Origin of the sequence: Streptomyces sp. NPDC047017 (assembly GCF_040644175.1) — a bacterium.
In the GTDB taxonomy this organism is placed as follows: Bacteria; Actinomycetota; Actinomycetes; order Streptomycetales; family Streptomycetaceae; genus Streptomyces.
In genome coordinates this window covers 249,272-274,168 of sequence record NZ_JBEYVW010000009.1, presented here as the reverse complement: position 1 = coordinate 274,168, position 24,897 = coordinate 249,272, and the positions used below count along the sequence as shown (strand labels likewise).

Below are 24,897 nucleotides of genomic sequence, written 5' to 3'. Positions count from 1 at the left end.
CCGTCTCGGCGCTCACACCACCTGCAGCGCCCCCCACAGTGCCACCACCGCGGGCACCAGCGCGGCCGGTACGGCCAGCAGGCCCAGCCGGGTGAACTCCTTGAGGTCCACCCCGTGGTCGTGCTGGTGCACGATCCGCCGCCACAGCAGGGTCGCCAGCGAGCCGGCGTACGTCAGGTTGGGGCCGATGTTGACGCCGAGCAGCACGGCCAGGACCGCGCCCGGTCCGGCCGGGGCGGCCAGCGGCAGCAGCACCAGCACCGCCGGCAGGTTGTTGATCAGATTGGCCAGTACGGCGGCCAGCGCGGCGATGCCGAGCAGCGCGGGCAGCCCCGTACCGGCGGGCAGCAGGTGCCCGAGCGCGGTGGCGAGGCCGTTGTCGACGACCGCGCGCACCACGACGCCCAGGGACAGCACGAACGCCAGGAAGGCCGGGGCCGCCGCCCGCACCACGCTCACCGCCGTCGCCCGGCGCTGCACCAGCGCGCGTGCGGCCAGAACCAGCGCCCCCGCCAGCGCCGCCCACACCGGTTCGACGGCGAACGCCGACGCCACCACGAACCCGGCGAGCGTGCACGCCACGGTGACCAGCGCGAACACCGGCAGCCCCGGCGGCTCGCCGGTCTCCGGCGCCGGTGCCGAGGCCGCCAGGTCACGGGCGAAGAAGCCGCGGAACACCGCGTACTCCGCGCCGATCGCCACCAGCCAGGGCAACGCCATCAGCGCGGCGAACCGGGTGAAGCTCAGCCCGCTCGCCGCGAACGCCAGCAGGTTCGTGAGGTTGGAGACGGGCAGCAGCAGCGACGCCGTGTTCGACAGGTGCGTACAGGCGTACACGTGCGGCTTGGGGCGTACGCCGGTGCGCGCGGCGGTGGCGAACACCACCGGGGTGAGCAGCACGATTGTGGCGTCCAGGCTGAGCACCGCCGTGATCGCGGAGGCCAGCGCGAACACCGCCGTCAGCAGCCGCACCGGGCGGCCCCGCGCCCACCGCGCCATCCACGCCCCGCACGCCCGGAACAGCCCCTCGACGTCACAGAAGTGGGCCAGGACCAGCACCGCCGCCAGGAAACCGACCACCGGCCCCAGCCGCTCGGCCTCGGCCCGCGCGTGGCCGAGCGAGATCGCGCCGGTGGCGACGGCGACGCCGGCCGCGGGGACCGCCATCACCGCCTCGGGCAGACCGAAGGGCCGGACGACGGCCCAGGCGAGCACGGCGACGAGCAGGACGACGGACAGGGTCTCGGCGAACGGGGTGTTCAGGGTTCGGTCCTCCGGGCGCGGTCAGGGGTGCCCGCACATCCAAGCAAACGCCCCGCCGGGGAGCGCGCGGACGTGCGAGAACGTGCCGGGACCGGGCCGGGGCCCGGGCGCGTCAGGGCGCGGTGCCGGGGCTGAGGACCGTGAGGAACACCGACGAGGAGTTCCCGCCGACGGGGACCTGGCCGGCCGTCCACTTCACCGTGAGGGGGTCGCGCTCGTCGGGCGGCGTGACGACCAGGGTGCTGGGCGTCGCGGTCCGCGCCCCGCTGACCTGCGGGTTGGAGAAGGTCAGCCCCGCCCAGGCGCTGCGGCCCGGCTTCAGCGTTACCGTCACGGGCGAACCCGAGGTGCGCTTGGGGTCCGCGCCGAGCTGACGGCCGCCGGCGTCCGTGAACGCGGCGCCCGGGTAGCCGCGCACGGTGCAGGTGCGGCCGGAGGTGTTGGTGAGGACGAGCGGGAAGTTCTCCTGCCCGGCGCCCGGGTCCTCGCGGCCCACCGTCGCCCTCAGCTCCGAGGTGTGGCAGCGGGTGCTGCGGGCCGCCGCGTCCGCCCGGTCGCCGGAACCGGTGCCGGAACTCGCCGCCGGGGCGGAGCCCGGGGCGGTCGCCGTCCGGCCCGGCGCGGTCGAACCGCCGCCGCTCGGGCCGGACCCGCTGGTGGCGGGCGCCGGGCCGGTCGTCGTGCCGCCGGTGGCGGGCGCGGCGGTGCCGGACACCTTCTGCGGACCGCCGGTGGCCGCGGTGCCGTCGCCGCAGGCGGTCAGCAGGCCCAGTACGGCCAGGGAACCCGCCAGCAGGGCCGTGCCGCGGCGGGTGGGGAAGGAGTACGCCATGTGTCCACGCTCCTGGGGATGGTCGCACGCGCTCGGGGCGTGCGGCCGGCGCCTCGTGCGCCGACATGAGGGTCCGATGCACGGACCGGGCGAAAGGTTCGCGGTTTCCGCACGTTCCTCCCGAAGGTTCTCTTCCCGTTTCCGGCCCGGGCCGTGTTCACCCGTACGGGTCAGGTCACCCGGAGGGAGCGAAGTATGCCGTCGGTGGCGTCCGAACCGGAGCGCTGGCGGATCTGGACGTACACCTGCGGCTGCCCGGCCGCACCGGCCGGACGCAGCGCCGTCTCGGTCAGGCGGCCCCCGCCGGGACAGCCGTCCCAGGTGCGCACCTGCCCCCGCCAGTCGCCGTCCGCGAAGGCCCGGCCGCCCTGGTAGCGGCAGCCGGGGTGGTCCACGGCCGCCACCCGGGCCGTGACGTCGCCCTGCTCGCTCAGCCCCACGAACACCCCGCGCACGCCGCTCGCCAGGTCCTGCCAGTGCGCCAGGTCGTCGGCGACGGCGAGGCCCGGCTCGTGCCCGGCGGGCAGCCCCAGCGCCGCCGGGTCCCAGCCGGAGTCCCGCAGCTGCCGCCCCCAGCCGTCCGGCACCCGGACCGCGATCCGGCCGGTGGCGTCCGCGACCCGGACGCCGGCCGGCCCGGACGGCCGCAGCGCCAGCGTCAGGGCGGTGCCCGCGGCGGCGACCGCGACCACCGCCGCGGTCAGCGCGAGCAGCCGCCTGCGCCCGCGCGGGCGCCCGGCCGGCGCCGCGCCCTCGGCCGCGTGCTCCAGTTCCCGGGCGAACGCCTCCGCGCTGGGCCAGCGCCGCTCGCGGTCCGGCTCCAGCGCGCGCGTCAGGGCGGCGGCCACGCCCGGGTCCAGGTCCGGGCGCAGCCGCCCGGGCGGTACGACCCTGCCGGGCGCGGCCGGGACCGTGCCGGTGACCAGTTGGTAGCCGACCGCGCCCAGGCTGTACACATCGGCCCGCTCGTCGATCCCGGCGCCCGGCTCGGCCTGCTCGGGCGGCCGGTAGCCGGCCGAACCGGCGGCCAGGGTCAGCCCGGACGCCTCGGCCAGGCTCTTGGCGAGCCCGAGGTCGGCGAGCAGCACCCGCCGGGTGCCGTCAGGGGCGGTGCGCAGCAGGACGTTGCTCGGCTTGACGTCCCGGTGCACGATGCCCGCCTCGTGCAGGGCGTGCGCGGAGCGGGCGGCCAGCGCGGTCAGCCGCAGCGCCTCGGGCACCGGCAGCGGGCCGGCGGCCAGCAGTTCGGCGAGGGTGCCGCCGTCGGCGTACTCCATGACGAAGTACGGCCGTCCGTCCGGCAGTTCACCGATGTCGTAGACCTGGACCACCCGCGGCGAGCCGGCCTTGCGCAGCAGCCGGGCCTCGGACAGGAACCGTTCCCGCACGTCCATGCGGTGCGACCAGTTCTCGGCCAGGACCTTGACGGCGACCGGCGCGTCGAGTTCGTCGTCGTGCGCCAGCCACACCGTGCCGAAGGCGCCGGTGCCCAGGCGTCGTTCGAGCCGGTAGCGGCCGATCCGCTGGACGGAGTGCATACGACTATCATGCCTGCCCTGAGATCGACTCCGAGGAGGCTTGCGTGCCGGACGCGGCGCTGACCGAAGACCTCGCCCGCCGCGCCGCAGCCGGCGACACCGCGGCGCTGGACGGACTGCTCCAGGAGATCCGGCCGGAGACGCTGCGCCGCTGCGGGCGTTTCCTGCCCTGCCGGGAGGACGCCGAGGAGGCCGCGCAGGACGTGCTGCTCCAGGTGGCGCGGCGGATCACCACCTTCGAGGGCCGCAGCCGGTTCAGCACCTGGCTGTACACGGTGGTCGCCAACTGCTGCCGGCAGAAGTACCGGGAGCTGAAGCGGCGGGCCGCCGAACAGCCCGCCGAGATCGAGCCCGCCCGGTACGCGGACCCGCGCACCACCAGTGTGATCGCCGGTTCCCGCGTCGATCTCCTGGAGGCCCTGGACCGGCTGGAGCGGGAGCGCCCGCATCTGGTGGCGCCGCTGGTGTACCGGGACATCTGCCGGCTGGAGTACGCCGAGGCCGCCGAGCGGGCCGGGATTCCGCTGGGCACGTTCAAGTCCCGGCTGCACGAGGCGCGCCGCCAGGTCAGGCCCTGGCTGACCGACGCCTCCTGAACCCGGCCCCGCGGCTTCACTCCTCGTCGAGCAGCGCCAGCTCCGCCCAGATCGTCTTGCCCTCCATGGTGTGCCGGCTGCCCCACCGCCGGGTGAGCTGGGCGACCAGCAGCAGCCCCCGCCCGCCCTCGTCCCAGGTCTTGGCCCGGCGCAGGTGCGGGGCGGTGTTGCTGGTGTCGGAGACCTCGCAGATCAGCTGGGTCTCGTCGTGGATGAGCCGCAGCCGGATCGGCGGCGTGCCGTACCGGATGGCGTTGGTGACCAGCTCGCTGACCACCAGCTCCGCGGTGAACGCCACGATGCTCAGCCCCCAGGTGTCGAGCTGGTCGACGACCTGCTTGCGCACCGGGGCGACCAGGGACGGGTCCGCCGGGACGTCCCAGGTGGCCACCTGGGAGGCGGGCAGGCCGCGGGTGCGGGCGAGCAGCAGGGCCACGTCGTCGGTGGGGCTGCCGGCCGGCAGCAGCGCGTGCAGCACCCGGTCGCAGGTCTCCTCCAGGGAGTCCGGCCGCTCGGCCAGCGTCTCGCGCAGCAGCCGGTGGCCGGCCTCCACGTCCCGGTCGCGGCCCTCGACCAGCCCGTCGGTGTAGAACGCGAGCAGGCTGCCCTCGTCCAGGTCCAGCTCGGCCGACTCGAACGGCAGCCCGCCCAGGCCCAGCGGCGGGCCGGGCGGCAGGTCGATCCGGCGGGGCGGCCCGCCGGGCGGGACGAGGACCGGGGAGGGGTGCCCGGCGCGGGCCAGGGTGCAGCGCCGCGAGACCGGGTCGTAGACGGCGTACAGGCAGGTCGCGCCGACCTCGCCGGGGCGGCCCCGGTCCGGGTCGCCGGTCTCCGCGGACATCCGGGCCACCACGTCGTCGAGGTGGGTGAGCAGTTCGTCGGGGGCGAGGTCGATGTCGGCGAGGGTGCGCACGGCGGTGCGCAGCCGGCCCATGGTGGCCGAGGCGCCCACGCCGTGCCCGATGACGTCCCCGACGACCAGGGCGACCCGCGTCCCGGACAGCGGGATCACGTCGAACCAGTCACCGCCCACGCCGGCCCGGGCCGCCGGGAGGTAGCGGGAGGCCGCGGTGACGGCGGCCGTGCGCGGCAGGGTGCGCGGCAGCAGGCTGCGCTGGAGGGCGAGGGCGGTCTCCCGCTCGCGGGAGTAGCGGCGCGCGTTGTCGACGCAGACGGCGGCCCGGGCGGTGACCTCCTCGGCCAGCAGTACGTCGTCGGGCAGGAATCGGGCGGACTGCGTGAACCGGGTGAAGACGGCGACCCCGAGGGTGATGCCCCGGGCCCGGATCGGCACGGACATCACGGAGTGGATGCCGAGTTCGCCGATGCGCCGGGTGAGCGCGGGGCTCCAGGCGAGCCACTTCTCCAGGTCGCCCGAGTCCCGGGAGACCACGATGGCGTGCCCCGACAGCAGCGAGGCCCCCTGGGGCGAGGCCGCCGGGTAGACCGCGCTCTGCCCGACGGCGAGCACCGCCGAGGGGTCGCCCGGGGTGGCGGAGCGGTGGGCGACGCGGCGCAGGGCCGCGGGCACGCCCGGCGGGCCGATGGGCGGCTCGCCGCCGGACTCGGGCGGGTCCACCAGGTCGACGCTGACGAAGTCGGCGAGGGCGGGCACGCACACGTCGGCGAGTTCCTGGGCCGTCCGGGTGACGTCGAGGGTGGTGCCGATGCGCACGCTCGCCTCGTTGACCAGTTGCAGCCGCTCGCGCGAGCGGTGCTGCTCGGTGAAGTCGTGGGCGGCGACGCACACCCCGCGCACCCGCCCGTCGGCGTCGGTGATCGGGGACATCCGGGCCATCCACGCGGTCACCCGGCCGTCGCCGCCGAGCGGGACGTAGGTGCGCACGTCGTGCCCCCGGCCGGTGCGCAGCACCCGGAGCATGTGCTCCTCGACCTCCTCGCCGGGCGTGCGGCCGCCGATCTCGGAGGGGCGCAGGCCCCGCAGCCGGTGCCCGGGCACGCCGAGCACCTCCGCCATGGCGTCGTTGACCGCGTGCAGCCGCAGCCGGTGGTCGTAGATGGCGACCGCGCAGGGCGACTGGACCAGGCCGGCCCGTGACAGGGGGTCCTCGGGGCCCGGGGGAGCGCCGCCCTCCAGCGGGGTGACCAGCAGCCAGTCGCCGCCCCCGGCCGGACGCCGGTGGTGGGCCAGCACCCAGACGGACACGGGGTGCCCGTCGCGGTGCAGCAGGGTCAGGGTGCCGGTCCAGCGGCACCCCTCGGGCGGGGCCGCCGGGGCGCCGTCGAGCAGGAGGTCCGCGGCGGGCTCGTTCAGCACCTCGTCCGGTGCCCAGCCGAGCAGCCGGCGGGCGCCCTCGTTCCACTCGACGAGATCGCCGTGCGCGTCGACGACGGCGCGTGCCGTGGCGGCATCGTCGAACGGATACACCGGGCTCATCGTCGCCACTCCATCGCGCACACTCACAGTGAACGGTGCGTCACTTCGGTCCCAGCCTAGTGCGTACCCGCCGCGCGTGGACGGCGACCCCCTGCCCGAGTGACAAGTGACCGAAGAGTGTCCTCGTGCCCTTGACGCTCGGCCGCGCCGACCCGTCAGAATCTGTTCGGTCGCGATCACCTCTGATTACTTCTGCTCCCTGTTGGGGAATGAAGGAGAGCCGTCATGACGGTCACGCGCAGATCGGTCCTGATCGCCGGTACGGCGGCGGCCCCCGCCGCCGCGGTACCGGCCGCCCCGGCCGCCCGGGCGGCGACCGGGACCCCCGCGGCCGGCGACGCGCCCGGCGGCGGCCCGGGCCGCCGCGTCCTCCCGCTGCGCGACGGCTGGCGCTTCTCGCTCGCCGACCCGGACGGCCTCGACGACTCCTCCGACGCCGCCGCCGCGCCCGGACACGACGACTCCGGCTGGCGCCGGGTGGCCGTCCCGCACGACTGGAGCATCGAGCAGACCCCCACCACCGAGCACGGCACCACCGCCGGCACCGGCTTCCTCCCCGGCGGCCTCGGCTGGTACCGCCTGTCCCTCAGCCTGCCGCCGTCCTGCGCGGGCCGGCGGATCTCGCTGGAGTTCGACGGTGTCTACATGGACTCCCACGTGTACTGCAACGGCACCGAGGTGGGCCACCACCCCTACGGCTACACCGGCTTCGCCCACGACCTCACCGGCCTGCTGCACACCGACGGCACCACCGCGGACGTCATCGCCGTCAAGGTGCGCAACCGGCTGCCCAGCAGCCGCTGGTACTCCGGCAGCGGCATCTACCGCGAGGCCCGCCTGGTGATCACCGAACCGGTGCGCGTGGCCCGCTGGGGCACCCGGGTCACCACCCCCGAGATCACCGCCGAACGGGCCGTGGTCCGGGTGCGCACCACCGTGAACGGCGAGGCGGGCGCGGCGGCCCGGGTGGAGATCTCCTCCCGCGTCCTCGACCCGGACGGCCGCACGGTGGCCCGCACCGCCACCACGGCCACGGTCGCCGCCACGCACACCGAGACCCACGAACTCACCGTGCCCCGGCCGCGGCTGTGGGACTTCGCCGCGCCGCACCGCTACACCCTGCGCACCGAACTGCGCACCGGCGGCCGGACCACCGACACGTACGACACCGTGTTCGGCGTCCGCGAGGCCCGCTTCGACGCCGACCAGGGCTTCTCCCTCAACGGCGTCCACACCAAGATCAAGGGCGTCGACCTCCACCACGACCAGGGCGCGCTCGGCGCCGCGGTCAGCGTCGACGCCGTCCGCCGGCAGCTGACCCTGATGAAGGCGATGGGCGTCAACGCCCTGCGCACCTCGCACAACCCGCCCGCCCCGCAGCTGATCCAGGTCTGCGAGGAACTCGGCATCGTCATGATGGTGGAGGCCTTCGACTGCTGGCGCACCGGCAAGACCACGTACGACTACGGTCGGTTCTTCGACGAGTGGTGCGAGAAGGACGCCACCGAGATGGTGCTCGCCGCCCGCAACTCGCCCGCCGTCGTGCTGTGGTCCATCGGCAACGAGATCCCCGACTCCACCACCACGGCGGGCCTGGCCATGGCCGACCGGATCATCGGCGCGGTCAAGGCCGCCGACGACTCCCGGCCGGTCGTCATCGGCTCCAACAAGCACCACAGCGTGCCCGCGAAGGGCTCCCCGGCCGACCTGCTGCTGGCCCGGCTCGACGGGCTCGGCCTGAACTACAACACCGCCAAGTCGGTGGACGCGCTGCACGCCGCCTACCCGCACCTGTTCCTCTTCGAGTCCGAGTCGTCCTCGGAGACCTCCACGCGCGGCGCCTACCAGGAACCCGAGCACCTGAACACCGGCGAGAACCACACGCCCGGCCGCCGCGCGGTCTCCTCCTACGACAACAACCTCGCCTCCTGGACGATGAGCGGCGAGTACGGCCACAAGAAGGACCGCGACCGCGAGTGGTTCGCCGGGCAGTTCCTGTGGTCGGGCATCGACTACATCGGCGAGCCCACCCCGTACAGCGTCTTCCCGGTGAAGGCGTCCTTCTTCGGCGCGGCCGACACGGCCGGCTTCCCCAAGGACATGTACCACCTCTTCCGCAGCCAGTGGACCACCGAACCCATGGTCCACCTGCTGCCCATGAGCTGGAACCACCGGGAGGGCGAGGTCGTCGAGGTGTGGGCGTACGCCAACGCCGAGTCGGTCGAGCTGTTCCTCGACGGGACGTCCCTGGGCGTGCGCGCGTTCGACGTGAAGCGGACCACCGACGGGCGGACGTACCTGGAGACCACCGAGGCCACCGGCGACGACAAGACCTTCACCGACGGCCCCTACCCGGGCAGTTACACCAGCCCCAACGGCAGCGCCGGCAAACTGCACCTGACCTGGAAGGTGCCGTTCCGGCCCGGCGAGCTGAAGGCGGTGGCCCGGCGCGACGGCCGGGTGGTCGCCACCGACGTGCTGCGCACCGCGGGCGCCCCGCACACCGTGCGCCTCACCGCCGACCGCGACACCCTGCCCGCCGACGGGCGTTCGCTGGTCTTCGTCACCGCCGAGGTCGTCGACGCGCACGGCGTGACCGTGCCCGACGCCGAGCACCTGCTCTCCTTCGACGTCACCGGCGGCTCGCTGGCCGGTGTCGACAACGGACGCCAGGAGAGCGCCGAGCGCTACCAGGCCAGTACCCGCACCGCCTTCCACGGCAAGGCGCTCGCCATCGTCCGCGCCGGGAGTCGCCCGGGCCCGCTGACCGTCACCGCGCGGGCCGACGGGCTGCGCCGGGACACGGCGACGGTACGCGCCACCCCGGCGCGCGAGGCCGCGACCACCGGGCCCGCCGTCTTCCCGTCCGACCCCCCGAAGCCGCCCGCCTACCCGCGCGCGGACGCCAGTTACTCGGGGCGGCCGGACACCCTGCCCGCCGCCCTGCTCGACGGCGACCCGGCCACCGGCTGGTCCAACGCCTTCACCAAGCAGGCCACCGCGCTGCTGCCCGCGTTCAGCGGGGCCCGCGCCGAGGACTGGGTGAGCGTGGACTGGGGCCGGGCGCGGACCGTGGACCACGTGGCGGTGTCCTTCACCGTCGACGCCGCGCACAGCCTGCCCGCCGCCGTGGCCGTCGCCGTCTGGGACGGCCACGCGTGGCGGCCGGTGCGGGGCGCCCGGACCGACTGGGCACACGCCTCCGACGCACCCACCCTGATCACCTTCGACGCGGCACGCGGCTCCCGGCTGCGACTCACCCTCACCAGCAGCCGGCCGGGCGAGCCCCGAGGAGCCGTCAGGATCAGCAAGCTGGAGGCGTAGGGCGGACGGTCCGTACGGTTGCCTCGACCGGCACAGGGGCGCGTGCTCGCGGTGGCGGCCGAGCGGGGGGGGGGAGGGGGCCGCAGGCCCTCCCGCCTGCGGCCCGCCCTGCGGTACCGCCGCTGGGCCGCTGTGACCTGCGGCAATTTACGCCCGAGTACCCGCGCGGTACTTTTGGTCCATGCCAGCGCTCAATGTGGAGTTCAGTGACCGCGAGCTAGAGGATCTGCGGCAGATCGCCAAGGAACGCGGTACGTCGATGAAGGCGCTCGTGCGCGAGGCCGCCGCCGCCGACATAGCCCGGCACCGCGCCCTCCAGGAGGGCGCCGAGGCGTTCCGGCGGTTCTTCGCGGCGCACGCCGACGAGTTCGCCGCCGCGTTCCCCGAGGACGAGCTGCCCGCCAGGGGCGCGGGACGGGCCGCCTGACCGATGACCTCCGTCATCCACATCGACGTGCCCTGGCTGCTCCAGCGCCACGAGGAAGTGCTGCCGGACCAGCCCACGGTCAACGACTTCTCGGCCCTGGTGGCCGCCGTCGCCCGCCACCGCGTGGACCCGCCGCGGCTGGGCGTGGACTCCGACCCGGCCTGGCGGGCCGCCGCGCTGCTGCACACCCTCGCCGTGCTCAAGCCGCTGCCCTCGGCCAACGCCCGCTTCGCCTGCGCGACCGCCGTGGCCTACATGTTCGTCAGCGGCGTCGGCATCGACCCGCCCTACGGCGCCCTCGTCGACCTCGCCCGCGACCTGATGTCCGGCAAGACCGACGTCTACGGCGCCGCCGACCGGCTGCGCTCCTGGGAGATCTGAGCCCGCCGCCCGCTCACCGGTCCTGCTCGATCAGGTCGGCCGGGCCGACCGAGGCCGGCGTGGCGTGGCCCGACAGGGCGAGAGTCAGGTCGAACTCGGCCAGCAGGCAGCGGATCACATGCTCCACCCCCGCCTGCCCGTCCAGGCCGAGCCCGTAGACGTAGGGCCGCCCCAGCAGTACCGCCCGGGCGCCGAGGGCGAGCGCCTTGAAGACGTCGTCGCCGGTGCGCACCCCGCTGTCGAAGAGCACGGTGAGCCGGTCGCCGACCGCCCGCGCCACGGCGGGCAGCGCGTCCGCCGCGGCGACCGAGCCCGCCACCTGGCGGCCGCCGTGGTTGGACACCACCACCCCGTCCATCCCGGCCTCGGCGGCCAGCCGGGCGTCGTCCGGGTGCAGGACGCCCTTGAGGACGATCGGACCGTCCCAGTTCTCCCGCAGGAACGCCAGGTCCGGCCAGGTCTTGCCGGGATCGGCGAACATGCCGACGAAGTGCAGCACCGCCGCGTTCAGGTCCTCGTGCACCGGCTTGGCCAGGCCCGCCAGGAACGCCGGGTCGGTGAAGTAGTTGGCGGTGCCCACCCCGTGCAGGAACGGCAGGTACGCCTGGTCGAGGTCGCGGGGCCGCCAGGCAAGCAGCGGGGTGTCCAGGGTGACGAGCAGCGCGGTGAACCCCGCCGCCTTCGCCCGCTCCAGGAAACTCCGGGTCACCTCGCGGTCCTTGGCCCAGTACAGCTGGAACCAGCGCTCGGCGTCCCCCATCGCCTCCGCGACCTGCTCCATGGGCGTGCTGGAGGCCGACGACAGGACGAACGGCACGCCCTGCGCCGCCGCGGCCCGGGCCGCCGCCGTCTCCGCCTCCGGGTGCATGATCGACAGCACACCGACCGGGGCCAGCGCCAGCGGCGCGGGCAGCGCGCGGCCCAGCACCTCGGTCGACAGGTCGCGTTCGTGCACGTCCCGCAGCATGCGCGGCACGATCCGGCGCCGCTCCAGGGCCGCCCGGTTGGCGCGCGCGGTGCTGCCGTCGCCCGCGCTGCCCGCCACATAACCGACCGGGCCGGGGCCGAGCCGCCGCTCGGTCAGCTCCTCCAGGCGGCTGAGGTCGGTGGGCAGCCGGGGCACCGCGCCCGTCATCCCCTGGAGATAGATCTCGTACTGGAAGTCGGCCCAGTGCTTCGCCATCCGTACGTCCGCCTCTCGTCGCCGGTGGTGCGCCGGACCCCGACCATACTGGCCGGTAGGGCCGGTCGGGCCCGCGGGGGAGGGGGCCCGGCGGCGGACCCACGGATGACCGGGAGGTGAACCGCGGCCGTCCCGCGCGGACGTGACGGGAATGTTTCCGGTCGATTGCCGAACAGCCCGGATCACGCCATCCGGCCGGATGCGGTGATCGGCAGGCCCGTCGTTCAGGGGTTTGGACGTTCGATTTCTGTGACTTCACGCCACTGATTCAATACGCAAGGTTACCGAAACCCATGGGTTCGATGTGAGTTTCGGCGGCGGACTCGGCAGACTCCCGCTCGCCGGTCCGGCACCGACCGAGCCAGGCCCGGTATCTCTCATCGACCTCCTGCGGAAGGAAGCACACAATGCGGAACACCGCGCGCTGGGCAGCAGCCCTCGGCCTGACGGCCACCGCCGTCCTCGGGCCCCTCACCCACGCCGCTCTCGCCGCCCCGTCCGTCGCCCCCGCCTCCCTCTACGCCCCCTCGGCCCTGGTGCTGACGGTGGGCCACGGGGACAGCCCGGCCACCGCGACACCGGAGCGGGCCGTCACCCTCACCTGTGCCCCGACGGCCTCCGGAACCCATCCGGCCGCGCCCGAGGCATGTGCCGAACTGCGCCTCGCCGGCGGTGACTTCGACGCCCTCACGGCGAGCGACGACGTGGTGTGCACCCGGGAGTACCGCCCCGTGGTGGTCACCGCGGACGGCGTCTGGCAGGGCAAGCGCGTCTCCTACCAGCGCACCTTCGCCAACGACTGCGTGAAGAACGCTTCCCTGACAAGCGTCTTCGCGTTCTGAGACCGGGATCGCGCGGTTCCCGCGCAGCACTGAGGGTCCGTGACTGGGGAGTGCGGGCCCGGCACGGGGACCGAGGCGATCTCGCATCAGGGGCCGGCGGGCGGAGTGGGGCCTCCGCCGGCCCCTGGAATCGTCTGCCGCGGCGCTTCCCGCCGCGCCCGCCCGAGTGGCCGCCTCAGCCGGCCGCCACCGGCAGCCGGGGCAGCGGGGGGAAGCGCCCGAGCAGACCCGTCGCCCGCAGCAGCCGGCGGATGCGCGGGTCGTCCAGGACCAGGCGCAGCCGGCCGCCGCGCTCCCGGGCCCGCCGCTCGGCCCGGCACAGCACGCGCAGCCCGGAGCAGTCGAAGAAGTCCACCGCGCGCAGGTCCACCAGCACATCGGGCCCCGCGGCGGCGGTCGCGGCCTCAAGGCGTTCCGCCAGCAGGTCCACCGTCAGCATGTCGATCTCGCCCGAGACCTCCACCACCGTGAACGGCCCGCCCGCCCGCACCCGCGCGGCGGCGACGGCGCCGGCGTCCGGTACGGCGTCCGGTACGAGGTGGGGCACGGGAATCCGGGCATCCGCCCGGCCGCCGCGCATACCCGCTACACCCGCTCTCGGTGACTGGTGTCGCACCACGGATAGCGGCGGCTGCGCCGGCAGGTGCACAGCGCGACCCGGAACCGGTCGGAGCGCACCGTGGTGCCGTCCTCCAGCTCCACCTCCACCGGGCCGTCGACGAGGATCGGACCACGCCGCCGCATCGTCACCCGGCGGGTCGGGCCGGAGCGCGGCTCTTCCCGGGGGCCGGGACGCGGGTCGTCCCCGCCGGTGTCAGAGGGCACGTTCGGCACGGATCACCACCAGCTCTTCCTTCTCCTCGGCCGGGCCCAGCAGCCCGCGCTCGCGCAGCCATCCCTGCCGGGCCCGCAGCACGGGCCCGAAGGCGATCCACCGGCGCCGCACCACGGCGGCCTTGAGACCGGCCCCCCGCAGCAGCTCCAGGGTGCGCTCCGGGCCGCTCAGCGCGGAGTGGACCACGAGCAGCACACCGCCGGGCCGCAGCAGCGCGGGCGCCTCCCGGCACAGCCGGTCCAGGACCAGGCGCCCGTCGTGCCCGGCGTCCCAGGCGCGGGCCCTGCCGCGGGGCGTGTGCCGCGCGGCGGGCGCGGGGACGTACGGGGGATTGGCCACGATGACGTCGAAGGTCCGGCTGCCCACCGGGGAGCACAGGTTCCCGCGGTGCGCGCGGACCGGGAGGCGGCTCAGCCAGGCGTTGAGGCGGGCGGTCCACACCGCGCGCCAGGACACGTCGACCGCGGTCACCTCGGCGCCGCGCCGGGCCGCGGCCAGCGCCAGCGCACCGCTGCCGGTGCCGACGTCCAGGACCTGCGCGCCGGGCCGGAGCGCCTCCCCGGACAGGGTTTCGGCCAGCAGCGCGGTGTCGTCCTGTGGGGCGTAGACGCCCGGAAGCACGAGTTCACTCACGTCCCGCGAGTACCCCGCCCCTCATGAGATATGAGCGGGCCCGGCGGCGAGCGGGACGCGCAGCGCGGAACGGCCCGCACGCCAGTGGGCCAGCAGTTTCCCGCCGAGCCGGTCCTCCAGGTGACCGGTCGCGTCGATACCGAAGGCGACGTCGGCCGCCAGGTGCGGTTCCTGCTCCAGGAGCCCGGCGATGACCTCGTGGCGCACCACCTGCTCGTGCACGGCGTCCGCCTCGACGTGTTCGTCGTAGAAGAAGGCGGCGGCCGGTCCCGCGCCGGTGCGGCGCATCGCCTCGGCCAGCCGCCGGGAGCCGGGTGACGAGGTGATCTCGACCGCGGCGAAGTGGCCCACGAGGGCGCCGCGCAGGGCGCGGTGCAGGCCGAACAGGGACATCATGTTGACGACGGCCAGCGCCTCGGCCGGGGCGGCGTCCAGATAGCGGCCGTAGACCGTGTCCAGGTCCAGGTCGGTCATCAGGTTCGCGAACAGGCGGGCGTGCACGCGCTCGGCCCGGCCGCCGCCGTACTCGTCGAACTCCACCGCCGCCATCGCCGCCTTGGCCCGGCCCCACAGCCGGGGCAGCACCCACGCGTGCGGGTCCGCCTCCTTGAGGTGGTACAGCGAGCGCAGCGCGGCGTACTCGCGCACCTGCCACAGCTCGCCCTCGGCGCGCAGGTGGTGCGAGACGCCGGTGCCGTCGACCGGCTCGACCAGGATCGCGGCGAGCGCGTCGTCCAGGCTGTCGTGGCCGGGGGTGTCGGCGCGCAGCGCGGTCAGGAAGCGGTCCTCCAGCGCGGCCCGCACGGCCAGCAGGCCGGGGTCCCACTCGCGCCGGTCGGCGACCCCGGCGAAACCCCGGTAGTGCAGCTCGTAGCACAGGTACAGGGCGAGCTGGAGGTCGTCGCCGTAGGGCTCGGCCTCGGCGGCGTCCTCGGCGCGGGGCAGTTCCCCCGTGCCCCGCAAGTACGCGGTCACGGCCGCGGACAGGGGGCCCCGGGCCGGTGGGAGCCCGGGTTCTGGATGATCGTGGTTCATGGGGGGCGGGTACCCGGCGGGCGCCTGGGCATCCGCGGGCAGGCGCCGGGCGCCCGCCGGGGATCGGACGCCCGCCGGGGATCGGGCGCCCGCCGGGGTCGGCGCACCGGCGGGCCGGGGGACCGGCCCCCCCCGGGTCCTCAGTCGTCCTCGGCCTTCCGCTCGGCGTCCTCCTCGGCCCCCGGGCTCGGTGTGATCGCCTCGGCGGCCTCGCCCCGGTGCGGCTTCTCGCGGGAGTCGTCGACGTCCGTCTCGGCGTTCTCGAACTCGCGCAGCACCTCGCCGGCCGCGGTCCTGGGGTGGTGCTCGGACCGCTGGTCGTCCTCGCCGTTGCCGTTCTTGTCCACGGGCATGTCCTCTGTTCTCCGTTTCTCCGTCGGATTCTCCGTCGGTTGTGGTGCGCCGGTTCAGTTGGCCGAGGTCGCGATGCGCAGCGGTACGGGGTCCGGGGGCGCCGCGTCCTCGCTCTCCTGCGAGATCCGCTCCCACCACGCCGGACCGTCCTCGATGTGCCGCAGCAGCACCCCCTCGCGGATCGCCCAGGGGCACACGGTGGCCGTTCTCAGCCCGGCCAGCTTCATCGCCGTGTGCCCGACCACCGCGCCCGCCAGGCTCTGCGCGGCGCGCGGCGCGGAGATCCCGGGCAGTTCGGCGCGCCGGTCCGGGGGCAGCGCGGCCAGCCGGCCGACCGCGCGGCGCAGCGCCGCCCGGTGCAGCTCCCGCTCCTCGAACGGCCCGTGCCGCCCGGGCGAGGCCCCGCACAGCCGCCCCAGCTGCTGGAAGGTGCGCGAGGTCACCACGGCGGTGCGCGGACCCTCCCAGCGGACCCGGGCGGCCACGTCCCGCAGCTGGTGCCGGATGCTGCGGCGCAGCGCCTTGAGCTGCTCCGGGGACGGCACCTGCCCGTCCGGGAAGAACTCGTGCGTCAGCCGGCCCGCGCCCAGCGGCAGCGAGGCCACGAAGTCGGGCAGCCGGCCGCGTCCGAAGGCGACTTCGAGCGAGCCGCCGCCGATGTCGAGCAGGACCAGCGGCCCGGACCGCCAGCCCATCCAGCGCCGGGCCCCGAGGAAGGTCAGCTCGGCCTCGACCTCGCCCGGCAGCGTGCACAGCGCCACCCCGGTGCGCGCCCGGACCGTGCGCAGCACCTGGAGCCGGTTCGGGGCGCCGCGCACCACGGTCGTCGCGAAGGCCGACGGAGCGGACGCGCCCCAGCGCACGGCCGTCGCGCTCGCCTCGTCGACCGCGTGCACCAGCTGCTCCACCGCCCCGGGCGGGATGTCCTGCCCGGGAACGACCTGCTCCGAGAGTCTCAGCCGCCACTTGGCGGTGTGCACCGGCAACGGCACCCCGTCCCGCGCGTCCGCCACCACCAGCCGTACCGTGTTCGACCCCACGTCCACCACGCTCATCCGCATGGGCCGGAAGTACCCGCCCCGGTGATCTCCTACGCCTCCCACCTGCTGCGGCGGGCGTCAGGCCGGCTGCCGCCGTACCACTTCGCGCAGCCGGCTGCCCGGGTCGGCGGGGGACTGCCCGGGCAGCCCCTGCTCGGCGACCCGGCCGTCCTCCAGCACGACGACCCGGTCCGCGTCCATGACCGTCGACAGGCGGTGCGCGCTGACCACGCGGGTCGCGTCCAGCTTGCGGGTGCTCTCGATCACGGTGCGCTGCGCGTCGTTGTCCAGGGCGCTGGCCGCCTCGTCGAGGAAGAGGGGCCGCGGCCGCCGCACCAGGGCCTGGGCGATCATCAGCCGCTGCCGCTGGCCGTCCGAGACGGCCCCGCCCGCCCGCGACGAGGGTGTGCAGGCCCATCGGCATCCGCCGGATGTCCTCGGCCAGCCCGGCCATCTCGGCCGCCGCCATCGCCTCCTCCGGCGAGCACGGCTCGGGGGCGCGGATGACGTCCAGGACCGAACCGGTGAACGGCTGCGCGTGCTGGAGGACCACCCCGCACTGCCGGCGCACCGCCGTGAGGCCGAGCGCCGCCAGGTCCTGGCCGTCGTACAGCACACTGCCCGACAGCGGCCGGTCGAAGCCGATCAGCAGCCGCAGCAGCGTCGGCTTGCCGCAGCCGCTCGGGCCGACCACCGCCACGAACTCGCCCGGCCGCACCTGGAACGACACGTCGTCCAGGACCAGCGGCCCGTCACCGGAGTACCGGAACGACAGCCGCCGCGCCTCGATCGCCCCGGACAGCGGGTCCGGCCGGGTGCTCGCCGCGCGCACCTCGGGCGCGGCGTCCAGCACGGTGGTGAGGTTCTTGATCCGGCCCACCTGCCGCTGGAGTTCGCGACCGCGCGCGAACTGCCGGGCCCAGGCCGCGTACGCGTAGTTCTCGGCCGCCGCCACCCGCAGCTTCGGCAGTCCGCGCGGGGTCTGGAACGCCTGGTTGTTCAGCTTGTTGGTGAGCACCACAAGCCGCCGCTGCCGGCGCACCTCGGGGTTTCACAAAGGAAAGGTCGGGGTTTCACAAAGGAAAGGAGGGAGAGAGCGGCCCCCTCCGGTGACGGACGGGGGGCCGCGACCGCGGGGCCGGACGCCAGTTTCCCAAGCGTCCAGCCGGCCCCGCGGTGCGATGGATCAAAGCACGGCGCGGACCCGGGGTTCCACTCGGACAAGCCCCTCACCAGCGGACTTCCCGGCGAATGGCGCCGATCTGTGCATGCCGGGGCACGAGTTGTCGGCGTCTTCTTCACACTCCGTGCGGCATCGGCCCGCCCTGGGCCCTCGCCCCGGTCCGGGCGAATCCGGCACTCCGTGCCAAAGGCGCGTACGCGGGTGCGCGGTTGTGCAGATCCGCCGTGCGCGGTGAGTTCGGTGGGCATCCGCTGTGCAGATTCGCTGAAGGAGGGATTCCGCCCGCATGGCGTCCGGATCGCACCGGTGTCGGCCGGTGGACGGGGCCGGTCCCGGCCGCCGCGTTGAACGCGCGGGCCGGGCCGTGCGTACGAACAGCCGTCCACACGCCCGTACTCCGCCGCCGTCCGGCGGCACGGACCCCGCCCCCAGGAGGTCGAGAAGTTTGAGTCACCGCCGAGTCCACCACCCGGTCCACCAGCGAGTCCCCCGACGCAAGGCCGCGATCGCGGCGGGCGGCGCGGTGGCGCTCGGCGCGGCGGCGATGCTGCTGCCGAACGCCGACGCCTCCCCGGACGGCACGGTCCACGGCACGGCACACGACACCGCCGCCGTACGGACCTTCACGGCGAAGGACGCCTCCGAAGCCGCCTCCGTGCTGGCCCGCACCCTCGGCGACGCCTTCGCCGGCGCCTACTACGACAGTGCCGGCCGGCATCTCGTCGTCGACGTGGCGAGCGGCGACGACAGTGTGCTCGCCCGGGCGAGGACGGCGGGGGCCACGGTCCGCGCGGTGCGCAACAGCGCCGCCGAACTCCGGTCGGCGGCACGGACGCTGCGCGCGAAGGCCGCCGTCCCCGGCACCGCCTGGGCCGTGGACCCGCGCACGAACAAGGTCGTCGTCACCGCCGACCGCACGGTCACCGGCGCCCGCTGGGACACCGTGCGGTCCGCGGTCAGCGGCCTCGGCTCCGGCACGGCCGCCCTGAAGAGGTCCGCCGGCACCTTCAAGACCCTCGCCGCCGGCGGCGACGCGATCTTCGCCCAGGCCCAGGGCGGCGGCACCGTGCGCTGCTCACTGGGGTTCAACGTCACGGCCGCCGACGGCTCTCCCGCGTTCCTGACGGCCGGTCACTGCGGTGTCGCGGCCGAGCGGTGGGCCGACGCGCAGGGCGGCGCTCCGGTCGCCACGGTGGACCGGGCCACCTTTCCCGGCAACGACTTCTCCCTCGTCACGTACGACGACCCGGCCACCCGGGCACCGGGCGAGGTCGACACCGGCGACGGCCGGACCGTCCCGATCACGCGGGCGGTGCAGGCCACCGTCGGTCAGGGCGTGTTCCGGATGGGCAGCACCACCGGCCTGCACGACGGAACCGTCACCGGCCTGGACGCCACGGTCAACTTCCGGAGCGAGACCGACCCGGACGGCGTCGACACCGTCACCGGGCTCATCCAGACCGACGTCTGCGCCGAACCGGGCGACAGCGGCGGCTCGCTGTTCACCCAGGACGGTGGCGCGGTCGGCCTGACCTCCGGCGGCAGCGGCGACTGCACCCAGGGCGGCGAGACCTTCTTCCAGCCGATCACCACCGCCTTGCAGGCGACGGGGGCGACACTGGCGGGCAGCGAGGGCGCGGCGGGCTCGGGCGGGGACGGGCAAGGCGGGGGCGAAGGCGACCGAGGGGCCGGCGGGGGAGGCCAAGGCGGAGGCGACCAGGGCGGCGACGGCCAGGCCGGCAGTGGCCAAGGCGCCGACGGTGACGGCGCAGGAGCGGCCGGGACCCGCTGACCGGGGCCCACCGACCGGGGACCCGCTGACCGGGACCCACCGACCGGGCCCCATCGACCGGGGACCCGCTGACCGGGCCCCACCGACCGGCGTACCCCCTCCACCGCCCCACCCCGCCCCCCCGATTCAGCCATCCCCGCGATTCAGCCGTCCCCCCGCGCCCGCAGCAACAGCACCGCCACATCGTCGATCCGCTCCCGCGCCGCCGCGCTGTGCCGTACCAGGCGGTCGGCCAGCTCGCCCAGAGGCAGGTCGCCCGCCTCGCCGAGCCGGTGCCCCAGTTCGGCGAGCGCGTCCTCGATGTCCACGCCGGGCGATTCGACCAGCCCGTCCGTGTAGAGGGCGAGCACCGAACCGGGGGCGAGGGCGACCCGGGTCGTCGGATACGTGGCCGCCGCGTCGATGCCCAGCAGCGGGCCCCCGGCGAGGTCGAGGACGCGTACCCGCCCGTCCGGGCGCCGCAGCAGCGGCGGCGGATGGCCGGCCCGGGACATCACGGCGGAGCCGTCGGCCGGGTCGAGCCGCAGGTACAGGCAGCTGGCGAACAGCTCGACCCCCAGCTCCATCAGCAGCCGGTTGGTGCTCCGCATGACCTCCTGCGGCTCCTGGCCGACCGTCGTGTACGCGCGGACGGCGGTCCGCAACTGGCCCATCAGCCCGGCGGCGGTGACGTTGTGCCCCTGGACGTCACCGATCACGGCGGCCGGCGCCGGCCGGGTCGGCACCAGATCGTAGAAGTCACCGCCGATGTCCATGCCCTGGGTGGCGGGCAGATAGCGGGCGGCCACGTCGAAGCCCGGCAGCCGGGGCAGCGAGCGGGGCAGCAGCGCCTGCTGGAGACCGTGCGCCAGGCGGTGCTTGGCGTCGTAGAGCCGGGCCCGCTCCAGCGCCTGCGCGATCAGGCCGCCCAGGCTGGTCAGCACGGCCCGCTCGTCCGCGGGGAAGTGGTGCGGATCGGTGTAGGCGAGCACGCACGTGCCCACCGGGCGGCCGGAGGCGATGAGCGGCAGGTACGCCCAGGCCGCGAAGCCGTCGCGCACCGCGTACCGGCCCGGGTACAGCCGCTCCAGCTGACGGCGGGAGTCGAAGAAGGCGGGCGCGCCGGTGGACAGCACCCGGGTGCTCGGCGTCGGCGCGCTCAGCGCGGTGCCGTGGAACTGCTCGACGGCCTCCATGTCACGGTAGCCGCGGTGGCCGAGCACATGCAGCCGTCCCGCCTGCGAACCGAGGATCATCAGCGCCTGGCTGCCGACGGCCGGCACGACTTCGTCGGCGACCAGTTGCACCACGTCCTGCACGCCCACCGCCTCGGTCAGTGCCCCGGCCAGGCTCAGCACCTGCGAGATGGTCACCAGGCTGGACGGCGAGGCCGCGGCCGCCCCGCCCGGCCGGGGCGCGCCGCGGCTCAGCTCCGCCACCGCCCGGGCCCGGCTGATCCGCACACTGAGCCCGGTGGTGCTCGGATACATGCGGAACGACAGCCAGTCCCCGGGCGGGCGCAGCGCCACGAAGGACGTGACGTGCTGGCTGAGCAGCGCGGCCCGGTAGCGGTCCTCGTACATCGGATCGTTCAGCCACGGCACCGACGCCCACAGCCGGGTGCCGAGCAGTTCGGTGACCGGCACGCCGAGCAGGTCGGCCGCGGCCGGGTTGGCGAAGGAGACCCGGCCGTGCAGATCGAGGGAGGCGAGCCCGTACGGCAGGCGGGCCGCCATCCGGGCCGCCTCGACCGAGCCGAGTGCGCCGCTCACCCCGCCGGCCGGCGGCGCGGCCAGCAGGTCCGGCTCCGGGAGCACCGGGCGGCGTTCGGCCGCGGCCCGCTCCAGGCGCAGCGCCAGCCGGTCGCAGGCGGCGGTCAGCTGCTCGCGCTCCCCGTCGGGCAGTATCGCGGGATGCGAGTCCGGCCAGGTCACGAAGATCGCGCCGTACATGCCGGACCCGGTCGCCAGGGGCAGTGCGGCCAGCGCGAAGGGGTACGGCAGGACCACGGCGATCCGCGGATAGCGGCGGGCCATCTCCTCCTCGCCGCCGACCCAGACCAGCCGCCGTTCGCGCACGGCCTGGGCCACCGGTATGGGCGCGCTCAGCCCGACCCGCTCCCAGGGCGCGGCGAACGCCCGGGGCATGCCCGCCATCACCGCCATCTCCAGGACGGGCTGGTCGGGCGCCAGCAGGTACACCGCGCCCGAGTGCGCGTGGACCTCGTCCAGCACGGCGGCGAGCGCGAGGGACAGCAGCGGGCGGCCGACCGCCCCGGCGGGGTGCATCGGGGGCTGCCCGGAGGTCCGCCCGTCGGCCACGCCGACCACCTCCTCGTCCGGCCGCGCCTGGCTCTCCGTGGGGTCAAGGCTCTCCCCTGGCGGCCCGGACCGCACGGCGAGCGGTGCGCGAGGGCGGCCGACGGCGTCCCGCGCGGGCACGGCACGGCCCGCGCGGCGCGCGGACGGCACCCGGCGGTCCGCGACCACCCCACGGAGAACCGACCGGAACGGCCTTCGCGACCACCCCACGGAGAACCGACCGCCACGGCCTTCGCGAGCACCCCACGGGGAGCCGACCGGCACGGCCCCCGTGAGCACTCCACGGGGAGCCGACCGGAACGGCCCCCGTGAGCGTCACCCGGGGAGCCGACCGCCACGACCCTCGCGAGCACCCCACGGCAAACCGACCGGAACGGACCCGCGAGAACTCACACAGAACCGTCACAGGGGCTGCGCACACGCCCGGTACGCGCTGTAATGGCCAACGTGGTCAGTGAGGGCGCTACGGCACGCAGGTCGAGGGCCGCGCGCGCCGAACTCGCCCTGCGGACCCTCGCCGCCGCCCCGCCCGCCGCCGACCGGACGCGCCGCGTCCTGGAACAGGCCCTCGTCTTCACCCCCGCCGCCTTCGCCGGCCTGTACGCCCCCGGCGGCGAGAGCGGCGACCTGCTCTGCCTGGCCGAGTCCGCGGGCGTGCCCCGGACGCTGTTCGGCCTGCGCGACACCTACCCCCTGGCCGGGCACTCCGCACCGGCCGACGCCCGCCGCACCGGTCAGCCCCTCTGGCTGGGGCCCGGCGAACTCGCGGCCCGCGCCGATGCGCGGCGGATGCCCGCCGGTGACGTCTTCCTCGCCGCGCTGCCGCTGGCCGGCGGCGGCTGCCTGCTCGCCGTCACCGAGAGCCCCGGCGGCTTCGACACCGAGGACCGCAGCTGTCTGGAACTGGTCGCCGCGGCCGTCGCCTGCCCCGCGGCCGCGGCGCCCCCGCCGGGCGCCGACCTGCCGCCGGACGCGTTCAGCCTCGCCATGGACAGCGGCCGGGTGGAGGTCGGGGACGGCATCCTCGCCCTGTTCGGCCTCGACCGCGCCGGCTTCGACGGCAGGGTGGAGACCCTGCTCGCGCTGACCGTGCCCGAGGACCTGCCGTCGCTGATGTCCGTCGTCGAGGCCGACCACCTGTCCATCGGCGACCGCGAGCTGGAGTTCCGGGTGCTGCGGCCCGGCGGGCCGCCCACCTGGCTGCGGCTGCGCGGCCGGCTGCTGCCCGGCGGCGACGGCCGCCCGGCCCGGCTGGCCGGCACCGTGGCCGACGCCTCCGCGCTGCGCTCCGGCGTCACCGACGTCGCCCGCGTCCAGCGGCTCGCCGCCGTCCTGGCCACCGCGGGCACCGTCCGGGACGTCAGCCAGGCCGTGGTCGCCGCGCTGAGCGGACCGCTGCGGGCCGACCGGGTCGCGCTGGCCGAGCTGGAGAACGACCGGCTCGTCGTCACCGTCCTCGACCCGCCCGAACCCGAATCCTGGCCCGAGCTGTGGCGCCTGGAGTGGCGCACCGAGTGGCCCGACGCGCCGGTCCGCGCGATGCCCACCCTGGCCGCCGCGCTGCGCGAGGGCCGGGCCCGGATCTGGCCCGCCGGATCGCCCCTGGAACCCGCCCTCGCCGAGGTCGGCCCCGGCGGCCTCGCCGTGCTGCCGCTGCCCGCCGGCGACCGGATGGCCGGGGCCTGCCTGATCGGCTGGGACACCCCGCACGACTTCGGCGCCGACGAACGCGCCCTGCTCACCGCCTTCGCCGGGCTGGCCGGCCAGGCCCTGCTGCGGGCCCGCGCCTTCGACGCCGAACACGAACTCGTCGGCATGATCCAGCGCGCCCTGCTGCCCCGCCGGCTGCCGCGCCTGCCCGGCGCCGAGGCGGTGGCCCGCTATCTGCCCGCCACTGCCGGCCTGGAGGTCGGCGGCGACTGGTAAGACGTCATCCCGCTGCTCGACAACCACGTGGCCCTCGTCATCGGCGACGTCCAGGGGCACAGCACGGCCGCGGCCACCCTCATGGGCCAGATGCGCACCGCGCTGCGCGCCTACGCCGCCGAGGGCCACCCGCCGGACGTGGTCGTCGCGCACGCCGACCGGCTCCTGCTGGACATGGAGACCGACCTCTTCGTGACCTGCGCCTACGTCGACGTCGACCTGGAGGCCGGCGTCGCCTGGTGCGTACGCGCGGGGCACCTCCCGCCGGTGCTGCGCCACCCGGACGGCAGCGTGGAGACCGTGGAGGTGGCGGGCGGCCCGCCGCTGGGCGTGCAGCGGCAGGCCGACTTCCCGATGACCCCGGTCGGACTGCGCCCCGGCACCGTGATCGCCCTGACCACGGACGGGCTGGTGGAGTCCCGGGACGCCGACCTCGACGCCGGCCTGCGGCGGCTCGCCGGCGGCCTGGCCGCCGCCGACCCCGGCCACCTCGGCCTGGTCGCCGACGCCCTGCTGACCGGCGCGCACCGCGACGACGACATCGCCCTGCTCCTCATGCGCTACGACGGCCTGGACGTACGCCCGCTCCGGGAGAGCTGGACGGTGTGGCGGGTGCCCCAGGCAGTCCGGCACGCCCGCCGCTTCACCCGGCGCACCCTGCGGTCCTGGGGGGTGACCGAGGAGGCCGACGCCGCTCTCCTCGTCGTCTCCGAACTGGTCACCAACGCCCTCGTGCACACCGAGGGCCCGGTCCGCCTCGACCTCTCCCTCGTCCACCGGCGGCTGCGCGTCGCCGTCGCCGACTCCTCGCCGCGCACCCCCGCCAAGCCGACCAGCATCGGCTGGGAGGCCACCGGCGGCCGCGGCGTCCTCCTGGTCGAGGCCGTGTCGGCGGCCTGGGGGACCGTGCCCGCCGGCGGCGGCAAGCAGGTGTGGAGCGAACTGCCGGTGGGGCGGTGAACGGGCCGCCCGACCCGCCACACGGGTGCGCCCCGCCCGCGGTGCGGCAGGTCTG

18 protein-coding genes and 2 pseudogenes are annotated in these 24,897 nt (G+C 75.5%); 7 read left to right on the top strand and 13 right to left on the bottom strand.

All coding sequences use genetic code 11. The features are described from left to right. Positions 1 to 12: 12 nt before the first annotated feature. The 3 genes from ABZ858_RS17980 to ABZ858_RS17970 form a co-directional block, all read right to left on the bottom strand. A complete protein-coding gene (locus ABZ858_RS17980) occupies positions 13 to 1,263 on the bottom strand; it encodes an SLC13 family permease (protein ID WP_361378870.1) in 1,251 nt (416 codons plus the stop codon). Between the two features lie 112 nt (positions 1,264 to 1,375). Then, positions 1,376 to 2,095, bottom strand: a complete 720-nt coding sequence (locus ABZ858_RS17975) for a DUF4232 domain-containing protein (protein ID WP_361378691.1) — start codon at positions 2,093 to 2,095, stop codon at positions 1,376 to 1,378. Between the two features lie 170 nt (positions 2,096 to 2,265). Beyond that, the gene (locus tag ABZ858_RS17970; RefSeq protein ID WP_361378688.1) at positions 2,266 to 3,633 is read right to left on the bottom strand and encodes a serine/threonine-protein kinase; all 1,368 of its coding nucleotides are present in this window, start codon (positions 3,631 to 3,633) and stop codon (positions 2,266 to 2,268) included. A gap of 44 nt (positions 3,634 to 3,677) precedes the next feature. Between ABZ858_RS17970 and ABZ858_RS17965 the strand changes: the two genes are divergently transcribed. Beyond that, positions 3,678 to 4,229, top strand: coding sequence for an RNA polymerase sigma factor (locus tag ABZ858_RS17965; RefSeq protein WP_361378685.1), 552 nt, complete (start codon positions 3,678 to 3,680; stop codon positions 4,227 to 4,229). Between the two features lie 16 nt (positions 4,230 to 4,245). Here the strand turns inward: ABZ858_RS17965 and ABZ858_RS17960 are convergent, their stop codons facing one another. Continuing rightward, complete coding sequence (locus ABZ858_RS17960; protein WP_361378681.1) at positions 4,246 to 6,627, bottom strand: SpoIIE family protein phosphatase; 2,382 nt, start codon at positions 6,625 to 6,627, stop codon at positions 4,246 to 4,248. Between the two features lie 225 nt (positions 6,628 to 6,852). Between ABZ858_RS17960 and ABZ858_RS17955 the strand changes: the two genes are divergently transcribed. The 3 genes from ABZ858_RS17955 to ABZ858_RS17945 all read left to right on the top strand — a co-directional run bounded on the left by ABZ858_RS17955 (position 6,853) and on the right by ABZ858_RS17945 (position 10,759). Continuing rightward, entirely contained in the window at positions 6,853 to 9,951 is a 3,099-nt protein-coding gene (locus tag ABZ858_RS17955; protein WP_361378678.1) for a glycoside hydrolase family 2 TIM barrel-domain containing protein, read from the top strand. Between the two features lie 181 nt (positions 9,952 to 10,132). Further along, positions 10,133 to 10,378, top strand: a complete 246-nt coding sequence (locus tag ABZ858_RS17950; protein ID WP_361378675.1) for a hypothetical protein — start codon at positions 10,133 to 10,135, stop codon at positions 10,376 to 10,378. 3 nt (positions 10,379 to 10,381) lie between these two features. After that, entirely contained in the window at positions 10,382 to 10,759 is a 378-nt protein-coding gene (locus tag ABZ858_RS17945; protein WP_361378672.1) for a toxin Doc, read from the top strand. A 13-nt stretch (positions 10,760 to 10,772) separates the two neighbouring features. Here the strand turns inward: ABZ858_RS17945 and ABZ858_RS17940 are convergent, their stop codons facing one another. Then, positions 10,773 to 11,942 (bottom strand): lactate 2-monooxygenase, encoded by a 1,170-nt coding sequence (locus ABZ858_RS17940; RefSeq protein ID WP_361378669.1) that lies wholly within the window; start codon positions 11,940 to 11,942, stop codon positions 10,773 to 10,775. 407 nt (positions 11,943 to 12,349) lie between these two features. On the opposite strand from ABZ858_RS17940, the gene ABZ858_RS17935 reads away from it, so the two are divergent. Beyond that, the gene (locus ABZ858_RS17935; protein WP_361378666.1) at positions 12,350 to 12,784 is read left to right on the top strand and encodes a protease inhibitor; all 435 of its coding nucleotides are present in this window, start codon (positions 12,350 to 12,352) and stop codon (positions 12,782 to 12,784) included. Between the two features lie 175 nt (positions 12,785 to 12,959). Here the strand turns inward: ABZ858_RS17935 and ABZ858_RS17930 are convergent, their stop codons facing one another. From ABZ858_RS17930 to ABZ858_RS17900, 7 genes and pseudogenes are all read right to left on the bottom strand, one after another. After that, complete coding sequence (locus tag ABZ858_RS17930) at positions 12,960 to 13,331, bottom strand: STAS domain-containing protein (RefSeq protein ID WP_361378663.1); 372 nt, start codon at positions 13,329 to 13,331, stop codon at positions 12,960 to 12,962. A gap of 38 nt (positions 13,332 to 13,369) precedes the next feature. Further along, entirely contained in the window at positions 13,370 to 13,534 is a 165-nt protein-coding gene (locus ABZ858_RS17925) for a CDGSH iron-sulfur domain-containing protein (protein ID WP_361378867.1), read from the bottom strand. Positions 13,535 to 13,598: 64 nt separating this feature from the next. Beyond that, a complete protein-coding gene (locus ABZ858_RS17920; RefSeq protein ID WP_361378660.1) occupies positions 13,599 to 14,252 on the bottom strand; it encodes a HemK2/MTQ2 family protein methyltransferase in 654 nt (217 codons plus the stop codon). A 21-nt stretch (positions 14,253 to 14,273) separates the two neighbouring features. Further along, a complete protein-coding gene (locus tag ABZ858_RS17915) occupies positions 14,274 to 15,287 on the bottom strand; it encodes an iron-containing redox enzyme family protein (RefSeq protein ID WP_361378657.1) in 1,014 nt (337 codons plus the stop codon). Positions 15,288 to 15,427: 140 nt separating this feature from the next. After that, positions 15,428 to 15,640, bottom strand: a complete 213-nt coding sequence (locus ABZ858_RS17910; protein ID WP_361378654.1) for a hypothetical protein — start codon at positions 15,638 to 15,640, stop codon at positions 15,428 to 15,430. Between the two features lie 54 nt (positions 15,641 to 15,694). Continuing rightward, complete coding sequence (locus ABZ858_RS17905; protein WP_361378651.1) at positions 15,695 to 16,702, bottom strand: Ppx/GppA family phosphatase; 1,008 nt, start codon at positions 16,700 to 16,702, stop codon at positions 15,695 to 15,697. A gap of 57 nt (positions 16,703 to 16,759) precedes the next feature. Beyond that, positions 16,760 to 17,726: pseudogene (locus tag ABZ858_RS17900) on the bottom strand (ATP-binding cassette domain-containing protein); the annotation flags it as partial. A gap of 583 nt (positions 17,727 to 18,309) precedes the next feature. Between ABZ858_RS17900 and ABZ858_RS17895 the strand changes: the two are divergent. Beyond that, a complete protein-coding gene (locus ABZ858_RS17895) occupies positions 18,310 to 19,656 on the top strand; it encodes a S1 family peptidase (RefSeq protein ID WP_361378648.1) in 1,347 nt (448 codons plus the stop codon). A gap of 143 nt (positions 19,657 to 19,799) precedes the next feature. On the opposite strand, the gene ABZ858_RS17890 is transcribed toward ABZ858_RS17895, so the two are convergent. Then, positions 19,800 to 21,965, bottom strand: coding sequence for a SpoIIE family protein phosphatase (locus ABZ858_RS17890; RefSeq protein ID WP_361378864.1), 2,166 nt, complete (start codon positions 21,963 to 21,965; stop codon positions 19,800 to 19,802). 429 nt (positions 21,966 to 22,394) lie between these two features. On the opposite strand from ABZ858_RS17890, the pseudogene ABZ858_RS17885 reads away from it, so the two are divergent. After that, a pseudogene (locus ABZ858_RS17885) lies at positions 22,395 to 24,842 on the top strand (SpoIIE family protein phosphatase). Positions 24,843 to 24,897 lie beyond the last annotated feature (55 nt).

Bases quoted from the DNA above. Each gene is read 5' to 3' on its own strand.
- ABZ858_RS17945 (WP_361378672.1), top strand. From the start codon at position 10,382: ATGACCTCCGTCATCCACATCGACGTGCCCTGGCTGCTCCAGCGCCAC.
- ABZ858_RS17915 (WP_361378657.1), bottom strand. From the start codon at position 15,287: ATGAACCACGATCATCCAGAACCCGGGCTCCCACCGGCCCGGGGCCCC.
- ABZ858_RS17975 (WP_361378691.1), bottom strand. From the start codon at position 2,095: ATGGCGTACTCCTTCCCCACCCGCCGCGGCACGGCCCTGCTGGCGGGT.
- ABZ858_RS17910 (WP_361378654.1), bottom strand. From the start codon at position 15,640: ATGCCCGTGGACAAGAACGGCAACGGCGAGGACGACCAGCGGTCCGAG.
- ABZ858_RS17905 (WP_361378651.1), bottom strand. From the start codon at position 16,702: ATGCGGATGAGCGTGGTGGACGTGGGGTCGAACACGGTACGGCTGGTG.
- ABZ858_RS17950 (WP_361378675.1), top strand. From the start codon at position 10,133: ATGCCAGCGCTCAATGTGGAGTTCAGTGACCGCGAGCTAGAGGATCTG.
- ABZ858_RS17970 (WP_361378688.1), bottom strand. From the start codon at position 3,633: ATGCACTCCGTCCAGCGGATCGGCCGCTACCGGCTCGAACGACGCCTG.
- ABZ858_RS17935 (WP_361378666.1), top strand. From the start codon at position 12,350: ATGCGGAACACCGCGCGCTGGGCAGCAGCCCTCGGCCTGACGGCCACC.
- ABZ858_RS17940 (WP_361378669.1), bottom strand. From the start codon at position 11,942: ATGGCGAAGCACTGGGCCGACTTCCAGTACGAGATCTATCTCCAGGGG.
- ABZ858_RS17955 (WP_361378678.1), top strand. From the start codon at position 6,853: ATGACGGTCACGCGCAGATCGGTCCTGATCGCCGGTACGGCGGCGGCC.
- ABZ858_RS17960 (WP_361378681.1), bottom strand. From the start codon at position 6,627: ATGAGCCCGGTGTATCCGTTCGACGATGCCGCCACGGCACGCGCCGTC.